Raw genomic sequence first — 19,244 nt, 5'->3', positions numbered from 1 at the left:
TGGCGCCCCTCACCCCAACCCTCTCCCCAAAGGGGCGAGGGGGCGATAGGGGCACCGCCCGCGCAAGGTGCGTCCCCTCTCCCCGCTGGGGAGAGGGTCAGGGTGAGGGGCGCCGAGCGCTCCGACCCGTCAGCTCGCCGAGAACTTCAGCAGCTTGATCGCGTCGAAGTCCTGCACGCCGCCACCCACGCGCTTGGTCGTGTAGAACAGCACGTAGGGCTTGGCCGAGTACGGGTCGCGCAGCACGTTCACGCCCATGCGGTCCACCACGAGATAGCCGCGGCGGAAGTCGCCGAAGGCGATGGGCGTCGTGCCGGCGCCGATATTGGGCATATCCTCGGCCTCGACGAGGTCGAAGCCGAGCAGTGTCGCCTTCGCCCCGGCCGCAGCTCCGGGCGACCACAGGTAGTTGCCGTCGGCGTCCTTCAGCTTGCGCACCGCGCCCTGCGTCCTGCGGTTCATCACCCAGCTGGCGTTCTGGCGATAGCCGGCCTTCAGCGCATAGACGAGGTCGATCAGCACGTCGCTCTGGTCGCCCGCCGGCCAGTTGCCGGAAACGCCGGTCGCCAGATAGCCGATCGCATCCCAGGCCCAGCTCGCTTCCGCCACCTGCGTTTCGGCGAGGAAGCCCTTGGGCTTGTTGGTGCCGTTGCCGGAAACGAACGCCGTCGTCTCCTGCTCGGCGAAGGCGGTGTTCACCTCGTCGGCGATCCACTGGCCCACATCCACCGCCGCGTCATCGAGAAAGGCTGCCGTCGCCGCCGGCATGGCGTAGAGTTCGGCGGTCGGGAAATCGATGCTGTCGATGGTCTGGCTCGCGGTCTGCGGCCGGCTCGCCGTCTCGGCCACCCAGCCCACCGCCGGGCCGGCCAGCGTCACCGGCTTCTTGTAGAGGCTCGAGCTGACATTGCGCACCGAGGCGATGGCGCGGATCGGCGAGATCGCCGTCAGCCGCTTCAGGATCTCGCTCTCGGTCTCGGCCGGCACGAGATAGCCGCCGTCCGGGTTCGAGCCGATCGAGAGCGCCTTCTCCTCGCCGCGCTTCACATAGGCCGAGAACGCGTCCTTGTACTCATCGCCCAGCTCGGGCCGCCCCGCCTCGAGCGCCGGGCGGGCCCGGTCGAGCGCCAGCCGGTCCATCGCGGCCTTGGCGCCATCGAGCGCCTGGTTCAGGCGGCCGAGCTTTTCCTCGGTCAGCGCGTCCGCCGCACCGCGTTTCTCGAGCTCCTTGAGCCGCCCGTCATTGGTGCGCTTGAACTCCTCGAAGGCGGTCATCAGTTCGCCCAGCAGTCCCTCGGAATCGGGCGCAGCCGAAGTCGACGCCTTGTTCTCAAGGCGGTCCGTCAGATCGGTCATTGGTGGTCCTCTATTGCTTCAGAAGCGAAATGGCCGCCTTGAGCGACCGGTCCGTCGCGGCTGTGCCGGACAGGGACGGAGCTTTGGCTCCGCCCGCGGCGATGCGGGCATCGGCCAGCATCGGAAACGTCACGATCGAGATCTCCCACAGGTCGATCTGCCACAGGCGCCGCTGGCCGTTGCGCGCCTCGCGCGTCGCCCGCTCCGTGCGAAAGCCTATCGAGAGCCCGTCGATGGCGCGCTTTTCGATCAGCCGGCGCAACGCATCGGCGCGCGGCACGCCCGCCACGAGCCGGCCCTCGACCCAGAGCCCGTAGCCGTCCTCGCGCGCCACGTCCCAGGTGCCGACCGGCTCCTTGGGGTCATGCTGGAACAGCATCCGCAGCTTGTTCGCCCCGCGCCGGGCCAGCGATCTCGCAAAGGCGCCCGGCATCACCAGGTCGCCCGCCTCGTCGAGCCGCCCGAAGACGCTCGCATAGCCGGCAAAGCGCCCCCGCTCGTCGATGGGAATGGGCAGCATCAGCCCTTGCTCCCCGCCACGGGCCGTGGCCGCACCTGCCGGCGTACCGGCTTCGCCAGCGTTCCGGCGAGGTTCCAGGCGAACTGCCGGAACACCTCTCCAGCTACGTGTTTCCCAGTAGGATTGTCCTTTGCCCCCATAGGCTTATTTCTCCCGGCGGAACAATTGATTCAGCGTCGAAATCTCTTTGACGAAATCGTTGAAGCGGCGATTGGCAGCCACCAGCTCCTTGAGCGCCCAGACAAGGAGGCCCGTCGTCCCCATCGCCCAGGCAAACAGCGCCAGATGCGCCAGGTCTCCCCGCGCCACGATCGATTTGGTGAGCTCGTCCATAAGGGCCTCCGTGGTTTTGGTCCGCAGTCATGCGCCGGATCGCCCACCCCACCGGCTGTCATCCCTGCGAAGGCAGGGACCCAGCTCTCGGCAGGCGCGGGCGACGAAATGGGTCCCAGCTTTCGCTGGGATGACATCGAGGTGGTGACGAGAGCGGTGGCGTTTCCCACCTTCTCGTACCCCCGGAACGCAGCTAGCCTCGCTCCCGCATGCTCTTAGGAGGAGGACCAATGAGCACGACGACCAACACCGGCTCCCGGGCCATCGACGTCCGCTTCGGCACCGCAACGATCGAAGTGAAACTCGAAGATGGCCGCGAGCTGATCGCCCCGCTCGCCCGCTACCCTCGCCTCCGCGACGGCTCCCCCGCCGCCCGCCTCAACTGGCGGTTCATCGGCAAGGGCGAAGGCCTCCACTGGCCCGACCTCGACGTGCATATCTCGGTCGAAGAGCTGGGTTAGCCGCCGTAGCGCCGAGCGTGGGGCACCCCCACCCTTGATCCCTCCCCACAAGGGGGAGGGAGACGCAAGAACCGAGGCCGTGCAGCTATCGCCTCCCTCCCCCTTGTGGGGAGGGACTGAGGGTGGGCGTGCCCCACGCACCAACTCCGTAGCTGAGCTACGCCCCCACCCCCAGCATCTCCCGCTTCTCCGCATCCGTGAGAAACTCCGCACCGCCAACCCGTGCCCACAGCGCCGCCCGGTCCTCGGCCAGAGCCTCGACGCCGTCGACATCCGGCGCCAGCGTCACCCCACCGAACCCCGGCGCCAGCCAGAAGCTCAGGTCGTCGGCCACGCGCCGCACCAGCGGGATCACTGTCGAACGCCAGAAGGCCCGGTTGGCTTCGGCATAGTTGGCATAGGTGTTGTCGCCGGGGATACCCAGCAGCATCGGCGGCACGCCGAAGGCCAGCGCGATCTCGCGCGCTGCGGCGTGCTTCAGTTCCATGAAATCCATCTCGGCCGGGGTCAGCGCCATGGCCTTCCAGTCGAGCCCGCCTTCGAGCACCAGCGGCCGGCCGGCATTCCGCGCTCCGGAAAACCCCTGCTCCAGCTCCTCCTTCAGCCGCCGGAACTGCGCCTCGGTCAACGTGCCGCTGCCGCCCGAATAGACCAGCGCCCCGCTGGGCCGCGCCGCGTTGTCGAGCAGCGCCTTGTTCCACTCGGCCGCCGCATTGTGGATGTCGAGGCTCTGCGCCGCCGCCTCGAGCGGGGCCATGCCGTAGTGGTCGTCGAGCGGGTGGAACAGCGCCAGGTGCAGCAGCCCCGCCACGGGCTTGCTGTCGAGCTTCAGTTCCACGGTCCGCCCGCCGACGGTGTAGGCATAAGCCGCCGGATATCCGTCCCGACCGATCACGGCGCGCACGCGGTCGGGCCGCAGCACATGCAGCTCGCGCACCTCGCCCTCGATCAGCGTCGCCGCGACATAGGCATTCCCCGCCGTCTGCAGGTAGGCATAGACCGCCTCAAGCAGCTCGGAGCCCGATTGCCGCGCGTTCGGCCGCGCCAGCAACCGCACGACCGGATGCTCGCTCAGCCGCCTGCCGCCCTCCTCCGCCACCAGCGGCACGCGCGTCGCCGCCTCGGCGATCATCCGCACGCAGCGATGCACCACCGGATTGCGGGCATAGCCCGCGTTCGCAAGGCTCACGAAGCCGCGCCGGCTCCAGCTCGCCTCGCCCAGCTGCGTCACCGTCATCAAACTCTGCGGCCCGCCCGATTTGCGCTCGGCAGCCGAAATCACCGCGCCGAGGCGCGTGAACCAGTTGGGCATGACTTGTCCTTGTTCGGATTCCGTTCAATTGTCGCAGTCGGACTTCCCTCCCCCTTGTGGGGAGGGGGGACCGGCGAAGCCGGTGGGTGGGGGAGGCACCGACCCGTTGAGCATCACCCGCGCCCGATCGATGCGACGACGGATGTCCCCGGCCGAAGCCGTGCTGTGGACGGCGCTGCGCCATGAACAGCTGAAGCCCTACCACTTTCGACGCCAGGTGCCGCTCGGCCCCTACTATGCCGATTTCGCCGCGCATGGCCCCAAGCTCGTCGTCGAAGTCGATGGCGGCAGCCATTTCGACGATGCCGCCATCGCGTATGACGCACGCCGTGACGCATTCCTGCGCTCCCAGGGCTATCGCGTGCTTCGCGTCACCACCCGAGACGTGCTGACCAATCTCGACGGCGTCTACGCTGCGATCTTGGCGGCCTGCAGGGCCTGACCGCCCCACCCACCACGCTTCGCGTGGTCCCCCCTCCCCACAAGGGGGTGGGAAAGCGGCTCCGGTCTCCCAGTCAGGTCTCCCTCCCCCTCGTGGGGAGGGGGGCGGCGAAGCCGGTGGGTGGGGGCGGCCCCACGCACCAGCCCTCAAATCCCCCGCACCCGCGGCTCCCCGCTGCCAAGCATCAGTTCCGTCAGCGCCCAGACCAGCGCATCCACCCGGTCCGGCGAATGACCGTCCGCCAGCCCGTCCGCCCCAAATGCACACATCTCATCCTCGAGCGCGCTCAGCCCCGGCCGGTGCGCCACGCGCCCGTTGGCGTAGAGCGCCGCCACCGGCTCAGCCCGCACCCACTTGCCGCGGCTCGCGTGAACCGCCCGCACCGGCACGTCGGCGTCCTCCTGCGCGATCACTGCCTTCACGAGGTCGCCGCCCTGGTTCACCTCGGCGACGATGCAGTCCGCGCCATGCTCATGGAACGCCGCCACCGCCCGGGCCGCCCAGGCCGCGGGCGGCGCCGGCGCAAAGCTGAGGTCGGCGAGCACCACGGCCCCCTCCCCCGCCCGCGCCGCAACGACGATGCCGCAGGCGTCCGAGCCCTTGTGTCCCGTCACCGGCGGATCCACCGCCACGACGATCCGGCCCAGTTCCGCACCCTCGTCCGGCCGGAACATGCCCCGCGTCCACAGCGCGTCCGGCCGATCCTCGATCAGCTCACCCTCGAGCTCCTGCCGGCCGAGGACGGTGTTCTCATACCGAGCGACGATGGCCTTGAAGAAGGTTCGCGCCAGGTTGTTCTGGTTCACCCTGGTCGGCATGCGCGTCACCCTGGTCTGTGGATCGGTCAGCAGCCGCTTGATCAGAGCTGTCGATCGCGGCGTCGTTGTCGCGAGCTGCCTTGGCTCGTCGCCCAACCTGAGGCCGAACTGCAGCATGTCCCACGCCGCCTCGGCGTCCGTCCACTTGCCGATCTCATCGCACCAGGCGGCGGCGAACTGCGGGCCACGGAAGCGCTCAGGGTCGCTTGCCCCCAGCACGAGTCCCTCCGTGCCATTCGGCCAGCGCAGCGTCTGCCCCCTTACTATCGGTCGCTCCTCGGGAGGCGTCACGCGAAGGATGCCGCTTTCGCCGCGCACCATCACCTGCAGCGCCTCAATCATCGTTTCGCCGACAATGGCTATGGGGCCGATCTCCCGAGCGGCGAGGCCTCGGACCCACTCTGCGCCGGCCCAGGTCTTGCCCGCGCCGCGTCCACCCATCAGCAGCCAGGTGGCCCAATCGCCCGCCGGTGGCTTCTGCTGTTCGTGAGCCCATAACTCCCAGTCGAACCGGAGGTCGCCCAACTCCTCGTCGGCGACGAGCGACATCAGCGTCTTAGCGGACCTTGAGCTCATCCAGCCGCTTTGCAATCTTGGCCCTGAGTTCGGTCATCTCCTTGCTCTGGCGCGGCGTCGGTTTCTTCCCGGCGACCTTGATGTCCAGCGCCATGAGACGGTTCAGCGTCGTGGCCAGGCGTCCGAGCAACATGCTTTCGCGCTCCCCGGTCTCGCTCATTTCAGTCTCCAGCAGATGCAGGATCTGCAGCTCGGCCGCGAGCAGGATTTCGCCGACGATGATCCTGCGGTCGTGTTCGCTGGCGTCCTCATCGACATCCCACTTGTTCTCACTGATCCGGCGGGCCAGCCGCTGCATGGTGATGCCGTGCGCGGCACAGATGCGCTGCCGGGTCATCTCGCCGGCTTTCACCTGCAGGCGCACCAGCTCCCAGTTGACCTCGTCGTCCGAAGGCAACCGCCCCTCCCCCCATCGCGTTCACCTCAGTCGGAGGCGCGGATGCCGACCACGACTATTGCCGACATGGCCTATGACCCGGACACCCAGACGCTTGCCGTCTGGTTCCGGCCGTCAGGCCGCCGCTCCGATCATTTCGAGGTTCCGGCCGCCGTCTACGACGCGCTCCGGCAATCGCCGGCCAAGGGGCGCTACTTCGGGGCCCACGTCCACGACGGCTACGATTTCATCCAGTCAGACCGTGGAGACCAGCCCCACTTCTCCGACCGTAGCCAAAACATAGCACACCACCGTCACGCGGGGACGGAAGGGGCAAAGAAAGACGCAAACCACTGATATTACAAATGTATTTCGCCATGACGGCGGGGCGACCGGTTCCATCCACCCCGCTCCCCCACCCCACCGGCTGTCATCCCTGCGAAAGCAGGGACCCAACCATCAGCCCGTGCTGGCGGCGAGATGGGTCCGCGGATAAGGGACCTGGGTCAGGACTTGCGCTCTGCACCGCCCAAGCCCCCACCCACCGTCATCCCCGGGCTTGACCCGGGGACCCATGGGATGGTGCAGCGCTCACGAACGCAGCCCCCTCACCTGATCCAGCGCGCCATCCCAACCGAAACCGGCGCCGTCTCCTCGAAGCCGAACTGTGCGTAGAGTTCCTTGGCCGGCCCATCCGCGATCAAGCTGACATAGGCCGATTTCGGCGCATTGGCCTCGAGCCAGCCGACCAGCGCCGCGACGATGCGCTTGCCCCATCCCTTGCCGCGATACGCGCCCATCACCGCGATGTCGGTGAGCTGGTAGGCCGTCCCGCCGTCCCCGATCACCCGCCCCATGCCGATCGCCCTGCCTTCGTGCTCGATGACGACGGCGAATACCGAGTTGGGCAGGCCCCTGGCCGCAGCCTCCGCCGATTTCGGCGTCAGCCCGTTGAGCCGCCTCAGCTCACAGAACTCCTCGACCGTCGGAATCCGCTCGACCAGCACATATTCGTCCACCCCGCCTACTCCATCTCGAACAGCGTCAGTTGCACCCCATCGGGCGCCTCGAGCCGCGCATTCACCGATTTGAACGGCGTCGGCCGCGGCGCGCCCACGATCCCGGCTCCAGCCGATTCGAGACGCGCCGTCGTTGCTGCCACATCCGGTACCTGCAGCGCCACGCGGAACTGCCCGCTGACACCGGCCCGGCCGACCTCGATCTCGTCGATGAAGCGCGCCTGGTTCGCATCGGCGATCTCGAGCGTCGCCACCCCAGCCCTAAGGATCGCCACCCGCCCGTCCGGCGAGTTCACCGCCAGCTGCTCCTCGAGCCCCAACGCGTCCTTCCAGAACGCCATGGCCCGCTCGAAATCGTCCGTCGTGATAACGAGCCGAAGCTCCCGCACACCGCTGCCCACCGCCAGCCTCCGTCCAAACCAAATGGACCCGCAACCTGCCCGGCGACGGCAACCAGCTCAAGGCCTTCGGTGGAGGTGTTTGCGCTGCAACAGCGCGATCGAGGACGCGACAGTCCTAGCCCTCAACCCAGCCCGCTAGGCGATGCTGTTGCGGAGTTCGCCGAGGCCGTCGACCCTGAGGGTCACGGTGTCGCCGCGGCCGAGGACCTTGCCCATCTCGGCGGCCGAACCGCCGCCGACCGTGCCGGAGCCGAAGATCTCGCCGGGGACGAGGCGCTCGTTCATCGAGGCGTGGGCGATCATCTGGTCGAAGCGCCAGTGCATGGTCGAGGTGCTGGTGTCGCACCAGGGCTTGCCGCTGACCTCGGCCACCATGCGCAGCCCGTAGACGTCGGCGATCTCGTCGGCTGTCACCAGCCAGGGCCCGAAGACGTGGCCGCGCTCGAAGTCCTTGCCCTTGGCCGGCCCCAGGCCCACCGACATCTCGCGCTGCTGAATCTCGCGCGCGCTGAAGTCGTTGTAGATCATGAAGCCGAAGATGTGCCGGTGCGCGTCCTCACGCGCAATGTTGGCGCCGCCCCGTCCGATGACCGCCGCGAACTCGAACTCGAAGTCCATGTTGGTGGCGTAGGTCGGCATCGTGATGGCATCGCCATGCGCACCGACGGCCGAGGGGTTGCCCTTGTAGTAGACGGGCATCTCGTACCACTGCGGCGGGATCTCACGCCCCAGCTTGGGATAGATGTTCTTGAGGTGCGTCTCGAAGGCCATGAAGTCGCGGATCAGCGGCGGCCGCGGGAGCGGCGAGAGCAGCTTCACCGCCTCAGGCGCGAAGACGAGCGTGGCGCCATCGGCACCCGTCTCGTCCTTCGCCGTCACCCAGTCGAGGGCCGACTGCGCCGCATCGAGCGCAGTCACGCCGTTTTCGATGAAGGCCACCATGTCCGAGGGGATAGTGGCGGCGGCGATGCGCGCCGCCCCTTCCCTCGTCGCCCCGTTGTCCCCCAGCACTGCCCGGAAGGCCGATTGCAGGTCGGCATAGCGTCCATCCGAGAGGACGGCGCCGATGCGTGTCTGCGCGCCCGACGGCGTCGCAAGCTCGAAGGAAACGAGGCGCATGTCAGCCTCAGGAGATAGCGAGTTCGTAGAGCTCGCGCTCGCGCTTCTCGAGCATCGGGATCACGGTGCCCTCGATGATCGACTTGAAGTGCGGCGTCTCGCGGTGCGCGGCGAGCGCAGCCTGGTCCACGTAGTGCTCATAGAGCACGATCAGGTTCTCGTTCTCGGTCGACTTCGACACCTGGTAGAGCTTGCAGCCCGGCTCGTCCGCCTCGACCAGCGGCTTCATCTTGGTGAGTTCGGCCAGTACCTTCGGCACGTTGCCCGGCTTCGTGTGGTACTTGGCGATGAGGACGATCATTCCTGCTCCCTTTCGTTTTCGTTCAACCTGTTGAACGTCATTCGTGATACTGAACAATCGGTCGCAGCGGGAGGATTGTCAATCACAGCCGCGGGCGCCGAGGTACGACTTTGGCCTAGTGCCTGCGGCCCCCGAGACGCTGGCTCAGCTTCTGGGCCAGCGTGAGCACGGCGTGGCTCACCAGGGCGGTCGAGGCGTCGTTGACTTCGCCCGAGAGGAGGCCAATGGCGATGCCCGCGACGGCGCGCTCCTCATTGGCGCTGAACACCGGCGCGCCGAAGCACACCATGGCATCGCGCAGCTGGCCATCGTCGATCGAGTAGCCGCGTTCGCGCGTCTCTTCCAGCTCGTGCATCAGCGTCTTGAGGTCGGGCACGCTGTGCTTGGTCCACGGCTCCGGCCAGCCGCCGGCGAAGATCGCCTCGACTTCCTCGGGGCGCATCGTCGACATCATCGCCTTGCCGGTGGCCGTGAACGGCGCCGGCAGGCGCACGCCCGGGCGGAAGCTCACGCCGAGCGGGTCGGTGCCGCGGCGGCAGGCGACGTACATCACTTCGTCGCCGGTGAGGATCGACAGGTTGATCGCCTGCTTGGAGATCAGGTCCGTCGCATCGGCGATGCGCATGAACTCCTGCGTCAGGTCGCTCTGGCCCTCGAAGGCGTTGGCCCAGCTGAGGACATGCGGCCCCACCGCGAACTGCGACGGGCCGACGCGCATCATCAGCCCCAGGTCGACGAGCGTATGGCAGAGCCCATGCACCGTGCTCTTGGGCAGGTCCAGCAGGCGCGCCAGCTCGGACACGCCCTTGGGCTTGCCGCCGGCGCTGAGGGCATCGAGTATCCTCTTGGTCCTGACCAGCGCGGGCACTGGTTTGCCGCGCTGCTCTGTGTCGTCGATCATCTGGAGCGATACTTTCGCTACGTGGACATGGTCGGCCATTAACCGCCTTTGACCTGCAGTCGCAAGCCTGTCAGTGGAAGGCCGGGGCGATCTCCGTCATGAAATACTCCATACCGTCCGTTTCGGGCGCGTCCATGAACCACAACATGAGGTGATCGACCCCCTGCTGCCTGAGTTCCACGATGCGCGCCCTGGCCTCCTCGGCCGTGCCGATGATCCACGGGCCGGTCATCGACTCGGGCAACCGGTCGGCCCGGCCGGCGACGAAATCGGTCACCTCGGCCGGCGGCTCGCCCGACCCGGTCTCGACCATTCGCTCGACCATGGCGGCCACCTTCCGGCGGAGGGTCGCCACGTCCGGCGCAACGAGTATCTGCGTCTCGAAGCTGATCTCGACCTCGGCGCGCGACCGTCCGGCTTTCGCCAGCGAGGCATCGAGCAACGCCAGCCGACGGGCCAGCTCGGTCAGCGTCACGGGCGTCGAGTTCCAGCCATCGGCGATGCGGCCGCTGAGCTCGATCACCGGGTCGAACGCCTCGCCCAGCCACACCGGGACGTGCGCCTGCACCGGCTTTGGCGCCAGCTGCGCCTGCTTCAGCTGATAGAACTTGCCGTCGAAATCGATCGGCTTGTCGGACGCGTAGAGCGCCTTGATCAGGTTGATCGCCTCTTCCAGCCGCTCGACGCGCGCATCGTGGTTGTCGTCCCAGTCGAGGCCGTAGGCGACCTGTTCCGGACGGCCCATCCCGGCCTCGAAGAAGTGGATGAAGCGGCCGCCCGACAGCAGGTCGAGCGTCGACATCATCTTGGCGGCGATCTGCGGGGCGCGGAACAGGTTGGCCTGGTGGATCAGACCCAGTTGCGCCTTCGTGGTCGCGCCGGCGATCATCGCCAGCGTGGTCCAGCCTTCCAGCACCGCCTGCTCGCGGCCAAGCATCAGGTGGTCGCACACCCACAGCGAGTCGAAGCCCAGCCGCTCCGCCTCGCGGGCATTGCCGAGCACGTCGACATCCTCGATCCGCGCCACGTTGGGGACACGGAACAGCCCCGGGCTCGGCATGGCGAAAGCCGGCACGCAATAGCCCATCTTCACGGTGCCGGCCTTGCGGCGTGCGGCGAGTTCGGCTGCGATCACGACTTCACTCCCGCGCGCGGCACGAGGTCATGGCGGGTGCGGTGACCGGCGAACTTCCGCGCGATCTCGTCGGCGGCGAGCGTCAGGAAGCGCGGCCCGCACGGTGCGGTGACGCCGGCGATATGCGGGGTGAGGAACACGTTGTCCATCTGCCTGAGCGGCGAATCCGCCTCGAGCGGCTCCGGATCGAACACGTCGAGCGAGGCAACGATATCGCCCTTCTCGAGCCGCCGGATCAGCGCCGCCTGGTCGACCACCGCGCCGCGCGACACGTTGACGAACACCGAGCCGGGGCGGAGGAGGTTCAGTTCCTTCTCGCCGATCATCTGCCTGGTTTCCGGCGTCAGCGGCACCAGCGAGATCACCACGTCGCAATCCATCACCTGCTCCAGCGAGGTGAGGGTCATGTCGTAGATATCGGCGAGGACGCGCGGCGCATACGGATCGAACGCATAGATATCGGCATGGAACGGCTGCAGCAGCTCGATCAGCCGGCGCCCGATATAGCCGCAGCCGATCAGCCCGACGGTCCGGCCGGTCAACTCGCCGTTCCAGCTTAAATCGTTGACGCGTTCCTCGGACGTGGTGAACAGCACCTCGCCCGCGATCATCCGGCGGAACAGCGAACCGGCATTCCTGAGCCCGATCATCGCCATGGCCAGCGCCCATTCCGATACCGGATAGGACGAGCCATTGGTGGTGTCGACCACGGTCACGCCGCGCTCGGCTGCCGCGTTGACGTCGATGCGCTGGCTGAAGCGGTCGCCTTCGACTTCGGCGATGATCTTGAGGTTGGGCAGGCGGTCGAGAATGGCGCCGGTGAGCCGTGGCGAGCCGTGGCAGACCAGCAGCGCATCGACATTGCTGGCGAACGCCACCAGCTTGTCGATGGCCGCCGAGTTCTCCGGCGGCGCCTCGTCCCAGCTCGACGGCTCGTCGCACACATGGTGCGTGAAGCTGCCGAGTTCGGTCAGCGCCGCGACGGCCTCGTCATTGGCCATGCGTTCGTAGGTTTCTGCGTTGCAGGCAAAGCCGACGCGAACGGGGCCGGACAGTTCGTACAGGGTCATGGTCATGCCTCGTCAGCCAATCCACACGGTCTTGGCGTTGGTGAATTCGTGGATGCCGATCTGCCCAAGCTCGCGGCCATAGCCGGAAGCCTTGATGCCGCCGAACGAGATATGGGCGTCCGAACGCACCATGTCGTTGATGAACACGGCGCCGGCCTCGATGGCCGCTTCCATCAGCAGGGCCCGCTCGTCGTCGCTCGTCCACACCGCGGCAGCGAGGCCGAACTCGGTGCCGTTGGCGATGCGAAGCGCGTCCGCCTCGTCGGCGAAGGGCAGGATCGGCGCCACAGGCCCGAACAGTTCCTCAACCGCCGCGACGTTGCCGTCGGGAAGGTCGGTGAGGATCGTAGGGGCGAAGAAATAGCCCCTGCCCTCGACGGTGCCACCCTTGAGCGCAACCTTGGCGCCGCCGGCGACGCTGCGATCGAGCTGGGCCTGCAGTCCGGAGCGCAGGTCCTCGCGCGCCAGCGGACCGAGATTGTTGTTCTCGTCCAGCGGGTCGCCGTATCTCATCTTGCGCATGCCTTCGACGAAGGCCTCGGTGAAGCGCGGCGCGATCGACTGCTCGACGAGGAAGCGCTTGGCGCACACGCAGCTCTGGCCCGAGTTGTTCAGCCGGGCGGCAATTGCGGTCTTCACCGCCTTGTCGAAATCGGCGTCCGCGAACACGATGAACGGGTCCGAACCACCCAGTTCCAGCACGGCCTTCTTGCCGACGCTTCCGGCCAGCGACGCAACGATGCGGCCGGCGCGCACGCTGCCGGTGACGGTAACGCTGCGGATGCGATCGTCAGCGATGATCCGCGCGACCGTGCCGTGGTCGACGCGCAGGTTGACCAGCGTGCCGTCCGGCATCCCGGCCTCGCGGAACACCTCCTCGAGCGCCTCGGCGCAGCCGGGCACGTTCTCGGCATGCTTGATCACCGCCGTGTTGCCGGCGAGGAAGGCCGGGGCGAAGAAGCGGATCACCTGCCAGAACGGGAAGTTCCACGGCATGATGCCGAGGATCGGGCCAAGCCCCTCGTAGCGGACGCGGCTCGCGCGCGCCGGGCTCTTCACCGTCAGCGGCTCGAGCCAGGCCGGGCCGAGATCCGCCGTCGTCCGGCAGGTCGAAGCGCATTTCTTGATCTCGCCGCGCGCCTCGTTGATGGGCTTGCCCATCTCGAGCGACATCAGGCGGGCATAGTCCTCGACATGGGCTTCAAGGCGGTCGGCGAGCGCGCGCAGCAACTGCGCCCGCTGCTCGACGCTCATGCCCCGGACCGTCTGCCAGGCGGAGAAGCTCCGGGCGAGCGCGCTCTCGACCGCCGCATCGTCGTGTACGGTGTAGCTGCCAAACAGCTCTCCGGTCGCCGGATTGAGCGAGCGGAACAGGGACTGGGGGCGCGCGGGCGCGTTCATCAGATATTCCTCAGTGGGGCGGCTGCATCGAGCAGCCGCTTCAACGTGCCGCCCAGGATCATCTCGAGATCGCCCGGCTGCAGGAAGCGGCAATGGAGACGCACGATCTCCAGCGCCTGCTTGTAGGTCATGGCGCGGCTAAGCGCCGGAAAGTCGGAACCCCAGCAGAGCCGGTTCGCTCCGAAGGCCGCATACAGCCCCTCGGCAATCCACATCGCGCTCGGGTGCGGGTAATCCCACCCGTTCTCCAGCCCCACCGCATAGTGGAAGCCGGAGAGCTTGATGTGGACATTGGGGTACTTCGCCAGCGTCGCGATCGCCTCGAGCTGCGAGCGCGGATCGGTGGAGCTGATGCCGCCCATGTGGTGCAGCAGCACCACGAGGTCCGGGTTCTCGGCACACACCGCGCCAAGGTCCCCGGCCCAGGCCGGCCCCATGGCGATCGAGGCGATGAGCTTCCGCTCCGCCGCCAGCCTGAAGAACGCCCTGCCCTCGTCCGAGCGGAACCAGCCGTCGTTCTCGCCGACATAATGGGTAAAGCCCTTGATCGGCAGCGTGTCCGCCGCCGTCCGCAGGCGCTCCACCGCGCCCGGCGTGTGATACTCGGGCGACCACGCGCAATCGACATCGGCGAACTGGTGCAGCCGGGTGGGGTAGCGGCGCACGGCCGCTGCCCCATAGGCGTTGTTGTCCGGATTCTTCTCGATCCTGGCCGAGACGATCACCGCCTCTGCGACGCCGTTCTGGTCCATCTCGTGGATCAGGTGCTCGACCGAACCCTTGGTGGCCTCATCGGGCACCTCGGGTTCGTAGGGCCAGCGCGCCCAGGCGTGAGTGTGGCTGTCGACGATCACTGGCGCCTACCGGAACGCGACCGAGCCGTCGGTCTTCATCGAGGTCGGCGGCACCTTGTTGATGACGGGGATCGACTTCAGCCCCTCGTGGTCGAGTTCGACGCCGAGGCCCGGGGTCTCGTTGGGCAGCCAGTGGCCGTTGATGACGGGCACGATCGCCTTCACGGCCTTGGTCCACGGGGCGCGGTCCTGCACCATGTGCTCGGTCACTTCCCAGTTCGGCACGGCAAAGCCGAGCTGCACCTGCGCCGCGGTTGCCACCGGGCCCGAGGGCACGGCGTGCGGGATGATGCCCTGGTGATGCGCCTCGGCCAGCGCGCAGATCTTGCGCGTCCCGGTGATGCCGCCGGCAATGCCGACGTCGGGGCGGATGTGATGCACGCCGCCGTGCTCGACATACTCGCGGAATTCCCAGATCGAGGTGTTGCGCTCGCCCGCGGCCATCGGCACGCGCGACTTCTGCGACACTTCACCGAATGAGAGCACGCTATCGGGCGGAATCGGGTCTTCGACGAACAGCGGACGGAACTGCTCGAACTCGCGGATGGCGGCGATGGATTCGCCCAGCGCCATGTTGCGGTGCAGCTCAATGCCGATCTCGACATCCCAGCCCACGACCTCGCGGATCAGCGCCATGCGCTCGACCATGTCCTTCACCTTGGCGCCGAACGCCATCAGGTGATGCTCGGGCTGGTAGACCATCACCTTGAGCGCGGTGTAGCCGTCCTCGACCGCCGCCTTGCAGCTTGCCGCCACTTCCTCGGCCGTGCCGTAGGGGATCACCAGCATGGCGCGCACCTTGTCGCGCACGCGGCCGCCGAGCAGGTCCCACACGGGCGCCTGGTAGTGCTTGCCCTTGATGTCCCACAGCGCCTGGTCGATCGCCGAGATGGCGCCGCCGATGGCCATGCCGCGCATCGAATAGGCGCGGTAGAGAGAGAGGTTATGGTATTCGATGCGGAACGGGTCCTCGCCGATCAGCCGCTCGCCAAAGCCCTTGGCCACCGAGGCGGTCGCCTCCGGGAAACCGAAGAAGGTGGATTCGCCCACGCCTTTCAGGCCGGTATCCGTCGTCACTTCGACGAACATCCAGTTATGCGCGACGTAGGTATCGATACGCTCGATCTTCACTTTGCTTCCTCAGGGTAGACGAATAGCGGTGTGCGGCGCGTGGCCGGCGGACTGATGAGCTCGAGGACGAGGCCGTTGAGCTTGGGTGAGGTGAAATAGACGAAGGCGCCGCTGCCATCGCCGCCGAAGCCGCGGGCGGACTGGAGACGGGTGAAGCCGGCGGCTTCGAGTTCGGCAACCGCCTGCGCGTGGTTTTCGGTCACGTGGATGCCGATGTGGTTGAGGCCTTCGCCGGAGTTCGCGAGCTGATCGGCGAAGAAGGACGGGCCGGTAGTGGGCTCGACCAGCTCGAACTGCACGCCATCCTTCCAGGCGAGGGCGTGCTTCAGGCCGAACTGGGCCGGGGCACCCTTGTAGGTCATGTCCTTGAGGATTTCCGGCGTATATTCCCACGCCGTCCAGGGGCCGATGCGGAGCACGTCCCACCACTGCTTCGTCGCGGCCTCGAGGTCGCGAACCACGAAGGCAATCTGCTTGGGGCCGAGCTTCTGGACGATCAACGGGACCGCGTCGAAGGCTGCATCAGTCATCGCGTAACTCCCTCAGGCCGCGTTCGACTTGGGCAACAGCCCGAGGTCCGCGTCGATGTCGTCCTGGTACGTCGAGATCTGGCTCGACAGCACCTCGTCCATCGTCACGGCCCGGCCGGCAATGCCGCTTTCGTAGGCGGCGAGCACCGAGGCAACGGCGGTAAGACCACCCTCCCCGTCCACTTCCGGCGGCCGGCCTTCCATGATGGCAGCGGCGAAATCGTGGATCTCGATGGCGAGCAGCCCCGAGTCCGTCTCGGCCCAGTCGAGCTCGTAGGAGACCCCGCCATAGAGCTTCTGGGTCAGTTCATCGAGCTTGAACCCGATCTTGTCGGCCAGCGCCTGCCCGGTGAGATCGCCCTCGGCCGTGTGGAGGATCGGCGCCTTGCCGGTGCGGTCGTTGAAGATCTCGAGCGAGCCCTTCTGCCCATGCACCGTGCGCTGGTTGTAGCCCTTGCCCGGGCCCGAGGCGACGTACGCCATCTGTACCATCAGGCCGGACTGCATGGTGAACGTCGCTGCAAACGAGTCCTCGCCGGTGGCGGTGATCTGCTCGGGGATCTCGAGGAAGCGCTTCAGGTACGCCTCGGTCTGCATCTCCGGCTTTTCCTGCCGGCGACGGATCGGCTCGGCGATGAAGCCCTTGCCGAAGGCCGAGTGGAACGGCCCGAAATAGTACTGCACGATGTCGGTCAGGTGCGCGCCCATGTCGAGGCCGATAGCGCCCTTGTCCTTGAAGTGCCGCCACGGGGTGATGATGATCCGGTCGTTGCCGCCGATCATCGTCTGCACCATCAGGTGAACAGGCCCGAGCACGCCGGAATCGATCACCGCCTTGGCCAGCCGGTTGGTCGGATCGCGCCGGTAGTTCTCGGCCGTCGCCAGCACCGCACCGCCCTGCTTGGCCGCATCGAGCAGCACCTGGCAGGAGCGGACGGTCAGCGCCAGCGGCTTCTCGCACAGGACGTGCTTGCCCGCGCGCAGCGCCGGCAGCACCACGCCGAGGTGGCTGAACGCCTCGGTCACCACGTCGAACGCCGCGATCTCCGGATCGGCCACCGCCTCGTCGATCGACAGGTGGATCTTCGGCCGGTAGCCGAGGAGCTGCTCGGCCTCATTGGCGACCCGCTCGGCATTGTCCTGGCGCACGTCGCACACCGCTGCGAGGCGGACATTGGATAGGCCCGAGCGCTGCAGGCGGGCGAAGCCCTGCACATGCCGGCTCCCCATGCCGCCGCACCCGACGAGGCAGACTGGTACTGTAGTCACGTTTCAGCTCCCGCTGGACTGAGCGCTTTCAGGAAAAGTTGCAGACTTTTCCGGTTCGAAAGCGCGACATATCGAAAACCTGGCGCCTATTCCTTCAACGAGCCGCCGAGGCCGTTGATGAAGTAGCGTTGGCAGAGAATGAAGAAGATGATGATCGGCAAGGTCGACAGTAGCACCGCCATCATCGCGATGTTCGGCGGCGTCTGCGAGAAGGACTGGCCGAGGCCGGCAAGGGCCAGCGGCAGCACGCGCATGTCCTTCTCCGTCGTCGAGATCAGCGGCCATGCATACATGTTCCAGGCAGTCAGCACCGTCACCGCCGTATAGGCCGCGATCGGCGGGCCGGATAGCGGCAGCACGATCCTGGTGAACACCTGTCCCCAGTGCGCGCCGTCGATCTTGGCCGCATCGAGAATCTCATTGGGCATCGAGATGTAGAACTGCCGGAAGATGAATACGCCAAAGCTGGTCTGCGCGATGATGGGGATACACAGCCCCATGAAGGTATCGAGCCAGTTGAGGTTACGCACCAGGATGAAGGTGGGGATCGTTGCGACCTGCCCCGGCACGAACATCGTCAGGATGAAGAGCCCAAGCAGCGCGTTTCGACCGAGGAACTGCATCTTGGCGAGCGCGAAGCCGGTCATCACCACCAGCGTCAGCTGCGTGATGGTGATGATCGCGGTGAAGATCACCGAGTTCATGATCGCGCTGGGGTCGAGGAAGGTGAGCGCCGCGAAGACGTTCTCGAAATGCCATTCCGTCGGCCACCACGTCGGCGGGTATGCGACCACCTCACGAGCGGATTTGAACGAGTTGATGATCATCCAGTAGAATGGCGCGGCCATCACGAGGCCGAAGAAGATCACCGTCGAGACGTGGAAGCGGCGACGCCAATAGTGTCCGGCACTCATACTGGGTCTCCATTGGTCGGGCGTCGGCGCGGCGGGTTGAAGACGAGCGCCAGGATCGTGACGATGACGAACAGCACGGTCGAAAGCGCCGAGGCATAGCCGAGCCGCAACTGGGCGAAGGCGAGGTCGTAGATGTAGACGGCGAGGATGTCGGTCGAGTTGAGCGGCCCGCCCTTGGTCATCACGAAGGCAATGTCGAAGCTGTCGAAGATGATGCCGCGCAGCGTCAGCACCAGGATCAGCAGGGTCACCGGCATGACGTTCGGCCAGATGATGTGGCGGAGCTTGGCCCACGGGCCGGCCCCGTCGATCTCGGCGGCTTCGAGCAGTTGCGGGTTAATCTGCTGCAGGGCGGCGAGGTAGAGGATGATGCCGAGCGGCAGGCGCAGCCAGACGATCACCAGCGACAGGGCGGGCATCGCCCAGGTGGTATCCTGCAACCAGTTGGGGCCGGAAATACCGAAGAAGCCGAGCAGCTGCGCGATCGGGCCGACGCGCGGATCGTACATGAACTTCCACAGCACGGCTGAAGCGACCAGCGAGATGACGATCGGCAGCAGGTACATCGTGCGGAACACGCTGTAGCCGGGGAAACTTGTGTTGATCAGCACCGCGAGGACGAACGACAGGAACACCGTCGGCACGACGCCGAGCACGAGGAGATAGACCGTCTTCGACACCGAGTTCACGGCGCGGGTGTCGTTCAGCAGGGCGACGTAGTTGTCCAGGCCGACGAAGCGCGGCTCGTAGATCAGGTTCCAGTCGAACAGGCTGAGCGCCAGGCCCCAGACGATGGGGATCAGCATGAAGACGGTGAACAGGACCACGTTGGGCCCGACGAACAGGGCAGCCCAGAACGGGGAGTCGGTGCGGCTCGATCTGCGGCGCGGCGCCAGCCGCGCAATCGCGGACAGGCCGGCCTCGTCGGCGGTGTCGGTCTTGCTCAAAAGCGTAGATCCCATTGCACAAAGGGAGAACCGGCTGCGGGAGGATGCAGCCGGTTCA

The 19,244-nt window shown here is 66.9% G+C and carries 23 protein-coding genes; 3 read left to right on the top strand and 20 right to left on the bottom strand.

What is annotated here, in order from left to right:
• Positions 1-129: 129 nt before the first annotated feature.
• The 3 genes from PRN20_RS08750 to PRN20_RS08740 all read right to left on the bottom strand — a co-directional run bounded on the left by PRN20_RS08750 (position 130) and on the right by PRN20_RS08740 (position 2,209).
• A complete protein-coding gene (locus PRN20_RS08750; protein WP_273956918.1) occupies positions 130-1,356 on the bottom strand; it encodes a phage major capsid protein in 1,227 nt (408 codons plus the stop codon).
• 10 nt (positions 1,357-1,366) lie between these two features.
• On the bottom strand, positions 1,367-1,876 hold the full coding sequence (locus PRN20_RS08745) for an HK97 family phage prohead protease (RefSeq protein ID WP_273956917.1): 510 nt from the start codon (positions 1,874-1,876) through the stop codon (positions 1,367-1,369).
• Between the two features lie 144 nt (positions 1,877-2,020).
• Entirely contained in the window at positions 2,021-2,209 is a 189-nt protein-coding gene (locus PRN20_RS08740) for a hypothetical protein (RefSeq protein ID WP_273956915.1), read from the bottom strand.
• 230 nt (positions 2,210-2,439) lie between these two features.
• On the opposite strand from PRN20_RS08740, the gene PRN20_RS08735 reads away from it, so the two are divergent.
• On the top strand, positions 2,440-2,670 hold the full coding sequence (locus PRN20_RS08735; RefSeq protein ID WP_273956914.1) for a DUF2442 domain-containing protein: 231 nt from the start codon (positions 2,440-2,442) through the stop codon (positions 2,668-2,670).
• A gap of 157 nt (positions 2,671-2,827) precedes the next feature.
• On the opposite strand, the gene PRN20_RS08730 is transcribed toward PRN20_RS08735, so the two are convergent.
• Entirely contained in the window at positions 2,828-3,982 is a 1,155-nt protein-coding gene (locus PRN20_RS08730; RefSeq protein WP_273956913.1) for a phage portal protein, read from the bottom strand.
• Here PRN20_RS08730 and PRN20_RS08725 point away from each other — a divergent pair.
• A complete protein-coding gene (locus PRN20_RS08725; protein WP_273956912.1) occupies positions 3,981-4,424 on the top strand; it encodes an endonuclease domain-containing protein in 444 nt (147 codons plus the stop codon). The two genes, PRN20_RS08730 and PRN20_RS08725, sit on opposite strands and share 2 nt — an antisense overlap.
• 146 nt (positions 4,425-4,570) lie before the next feature.
• On the opposite strand, the gene PRN20_RS08720 is transcribed toward PRN20_RS08725, so the two are convergent.
• Together PRN20_RS08720 and PRN20_RS08715 are read right to left on the bottom strand one after the other, a co-directional pair.
• Positions 4,571-5,791: a DNA-packaging protein gene (locus PRN20_RS08720; protein ID WP_273956911.1), complete on the bottom strand. Its 1,221-nt coding sequence runs from the start codon at positions 5,789-5,791 to the stop codon at positions 4,571-4,573.
• 7 nt (positions 5,792-5,798) lie between these two features.
• Positions 5,799-6,215: a hypothetical protein gene (locus PRN20_RS08715; protein ID WP_273956910.1), complete on the bottom strand. Its 417-nt coding sequence runs from the start codon at positions 6,213-6,215 to the stop codon at positions 5,799-5,801.
• Between the two features lie 42 nt (positions 6,216-6,257).
• Here PRN20_RS08715 and PRN20_RS08710 point away from each other — a divergent pair, with 42 nt between their 5' ends.
• Entirely contained in the window at positions 6,258-6,551 is a 294-nt protein-coding gene (locus tag PRN20_RS08710; protein WP_273956909.1) for a KTSC domain-containing protein, read from the top strand.
• A gap of 251 nt (positions 6,552-6,802) precedes the next feature.
• On the opposite strand, the gene PRN20_RS08705 is transcribed toward PRN20_RS08710, so the two are convergent.
• The 14 genes from PRN20_RS08705 to PRN20_RS08640 all read right to left on the bottom strand — a co-directional run bounded on the left by PRN20_RS08705 (position 6,803) and on the right by PRN20_RS08640 (position 19,186).
• Positions 6,803-7,213, bottom strand: coding sequence for a GNAT family N-acetyltransferase (locus PRN20_RS08705; RefSeq protein ID WP_273956908.1), 411 nt, complete (start codon positions 7,211-7,213; stop codon positions 6,803-6,805).
• Positions 7,214-7,218: 5 nt separating this feature from the next.
• A complete protein-coding gene (locus PRN20_RS08700; protein ID WP_273956907.1) occupies positions 7,219-7,614 on the bottom strand; it encodes a VOC family protein in 396 nt (131 codons plus the stop codon).
• 135 nt (positions 7,615-7,749) lie between these two features.
• Complete coding sequence (locus tag PRN20_RS08695; RefSeq protein ID WP_273956906.1) at positions 7,750-8,733, bottom strand: fumarylacetoacetate hydrolase family protein; 984 nt, start codon at positions 8,731-8,733, stop codon at positions 7,750-7,752.
• 7 nt (positions 8,734-8,740) lie between these two features.
• Positions 8,741-9,034 (bottom strand): putative quinol monooxygenase, encoded by a 294-nt coding sequence (locus PRN20_RS08690; protein ID WP_273956905.1) that lies wholly within the window; start codon positions 9,032-9,034, stop codon positions 8,741-8,743.
• Positions 9,035-9,149: 115 nt separating this feature from the next.
• On the bottom strand, positions 9,150-9,935 hold the full coding sequence (locus tag PRN20_RS08685; RefSeq protein ID WP_273956904.1) for an IclR family transcriptional regulator: 786 nt from the start codon (positions 9,933-9,935) through the stop codon (positions 9,150-9,152).
• A 70-nt stretch (positions 9,936-10,005) separates the two neighbouring features.
• A complete protein-coding gene (locus PRN20_RS08680; protein ID WP_273956902.1) occupies positions 10,006-11,070 on the bottom strand; it encodes an LLM class flavin-dependent oxidoreductase in 1,065 nt (354 codons plus the stop codon).
• Positions 11,067-12,140 carry an NAD(P)-dependent oxidoreductase gene (locus PRN20_RS08675; protein WP_273956901.1) on the bottom strand — a complete coding sequence of 358 codons (1,074 nt, stop codon included), beginning with the start codon at positions 12,138-12,140 and terminating at the stop codon, positions 11,067-11,069. The genes PRN20_RS08680 and PRN20_RS08675 overlap by 4 nt, the downstream gene beginning before the upstream one ends.
• A 12-nt stretch (positions 12,141-12,152) precedes the next feature.
• A complete protein-coding gene (locus tag PRN20_RS08670) occupies positions 12,153-13,541 on the bottom strand; it encodes an NAD-dependent succinate-semialdehyde dehydrogenase (protein ID WP_273956900.1) in 1,389 nt (462 codons plus the stop codon).
• On the bottom strand, positions 13,541-14,395 hold the full coding sequence (locus PRN20_RS08665) for an amidohydrolase family protein (protein ID WP_273956899.1): 855 nt from the start codon (positions 14,393-14,395) through the stop codon (positions 13,541-13,543). The genes PRN20_RS08670 and PRN20_RS08665 overlap by 1 nt, the downstream gene beginning before the upstream one ends.
• Before the next feature lie 6 nt (positions 14,396-14,401).
• Positions 14,402-15,526 carry a mandelate racemase/muconate lactonizing enzyme family protein gene (locus PRN20_RS08660; protein ID WP_273956898.1) on the bottom strand — a complete coding sequence of 375 codons (1,125 nt, stop codon included), beginning with the start codon at positions 15,524-15,526 and terminating at the stop codon, positions 14,402-14,404.
• A complete protein-coding gene (locus tag PRN20_RS08655; RefSeq protein ID WP_273956897.1) occupies positions 15,523-16,056 on the bottom strand; it encodes a VOC family protein in 534 nt (177 codons plus the stop codon). The genes PRN20_RS08660 and PRN20_RS08655 overlap by 4 nt, the downstream gene beginning before the upstream one ends.
• 12 nt (positions 16,057-16,068) lie before the next feature.
• Positions 16,069-17,325, bottom strand: coding sequence for a Gfo/Idh/MocA family protein (locus PRN20_RS08650; protein ID WP_273956896.1), 1,257 nt, complete (start codon positions 17,323-17,325; stop codon positions 16,069-16,071).
• Positions 17,326-17,411: 86 nt separating this feature from the next.
• Entirely contained in the window at positions 17,412-18,239 is an 828-nt protein-coding gene (locus PRN20_RS08645) for a carbohydrate ABC transporter permease (RefSeq protein WP_273956895.1), read from the bottom strand.
• Positions 18,236-19,186 (bottom strand): carbohydrate ABC transporter permease, encoded by a 951-nt coding sequence (locus PRN20_RS08640; RefSeq protein ID WP_273956894.1) that lies wholly within the window; start codon positions 19,184-19,186, stop codon positions 18,236-18,238. Before PRN20_RS08640 ends, PRN20_RS08645 begins: the two co-directional genes overlap by 4 nt.
• Between the last annotated feature and the right edge of the window lie 58 nt (positions 19,187-19,244).

Origin of the sequence: Devosia sp. ZB163 (assembly GCF_028613635.1) — a bacterium.
Taxonomy (GTDB): domain Bacteria; phylum Pseudomonadota; class Alphaproteobacteria; order Rhizobiales; family Devosiaceae; genus Devosia_A.
The sequence above is the reverse complement of the archived record's forward strand: the minus strand, read 5'-3'. Positions and strand labels throughout refer to the sequence as shown.

Excerpts from the sequence above, each read along its gene's own strand:
- PRN20_RS08740 (WP_273956915.1), bottom strand. The coding sequence starts at position 2,209 with ATGGACGAGCTCACCAAATCGATCGTGGCGCGGGGAGACCTGGCGCAT.
- PRN20_RS08675 (WP_273956901.1), bottom strand. The coding sequence starts at position 12,140 with ATGACCCTGTACGAACTGTCCGGCCCCGTTCGCGTCGGCTTTGCCTGC.
- PRN20_RS08745 (WP_273956917.1), bottom strand. The coding sequence starts at position 1,876 with ATGCTGCCCATTCCCATCGACGAGCGGGGGCGCTTTGCCGGCTATGCG.
- PRN20_RS08735 (WP_273956914.1), top strand. The coding sequence starts at position 2,440 with ATGAGCACGACGACCAACACCGGCTCCCGGGCCATCGACGTCCGCTTC.
- PRN20_RS08725 (WP_273956912.1), top strand. The coding sequence starts at position 3,981 with ATGACTTGTCCTTGTTCGGATTCCGTTCAATTGTCGCAGTCGGACTTC.
- PRN20_RS08730 (WP_273956913.1), bottom strand. The coding sequence starts at position 3,982 with ATGCCCAACTGGTTCACGCGCCTCGGCGCGGTGATTTCGGCTGCCGAG.
- PRN20_RS08750 (WP_273956918.1), bottom strand. The coding sequence starts at position 1,356 with ATGACCGATCTGACGGACCGCCTTGAGAACAAGGCGTCGACTTCGGCT.
- PRN20_RS08720 (WP_273956911.1), bottom strand. The coding sequence starts at position 5,791 with ATGTCGCTCGTCGCCGACGAGGAGTTGGGCGACCTCCGGTTCGACTGG.
- PRN20_RS08690 (WP_273956905.1), bottom strand. The coding sequence starts at position 9,034 with ATGATCGTCCTCATCGCCAAGTACCACACGAAGCCGGGCAACGTGCCG.
- PRN20_RS08670 (WP_273956900.1), bottom strand. The coding sequence starts at position 13,541 with ATGAACGCGCCCGCGCGCCCCCAGTCCCTGTTCCGCTCGCTCAATCCG.
- PRN20_RS08685 (WP_273956904.1), bottom strand. The coding sequence starts at position 9,935 with ATGATCGACGACACAGAGCAGCGCGGCAAACCAGTGCCCGCGCTGGTC.
- PRN20_RS08695 (WP_273956906.1), bottom strand. The coding sequence starts at position 8,733 with ATGCGCCTCGTTTCCTTCGAGCTTGCGACGCCGTCGGGCGCGCAGACA.
- PRN20_RS08645 (WP_273956895.1), bottom strand. The coding sequence starts at position 18,239 with ATGAGTGCCGGACACTATTGGCGTCGCCGCTTCCACGTCTCGACGGTG.
- PRN20_RS08655 (WP_273956897.1), bottom strand. The coding sequence starts at position 16,056 with ATGACTGATGCAGCCTTCGACGCGGTCCCGTTGATCGTCCAGAAGCTC.
- PRN20_RS08710 (WP_273956909.1), top strand. The coding sequence starts at position 6,258 with ATGCCGACCACGACTATTGCCGACATGGCCTATGACCCGGACACCCAG.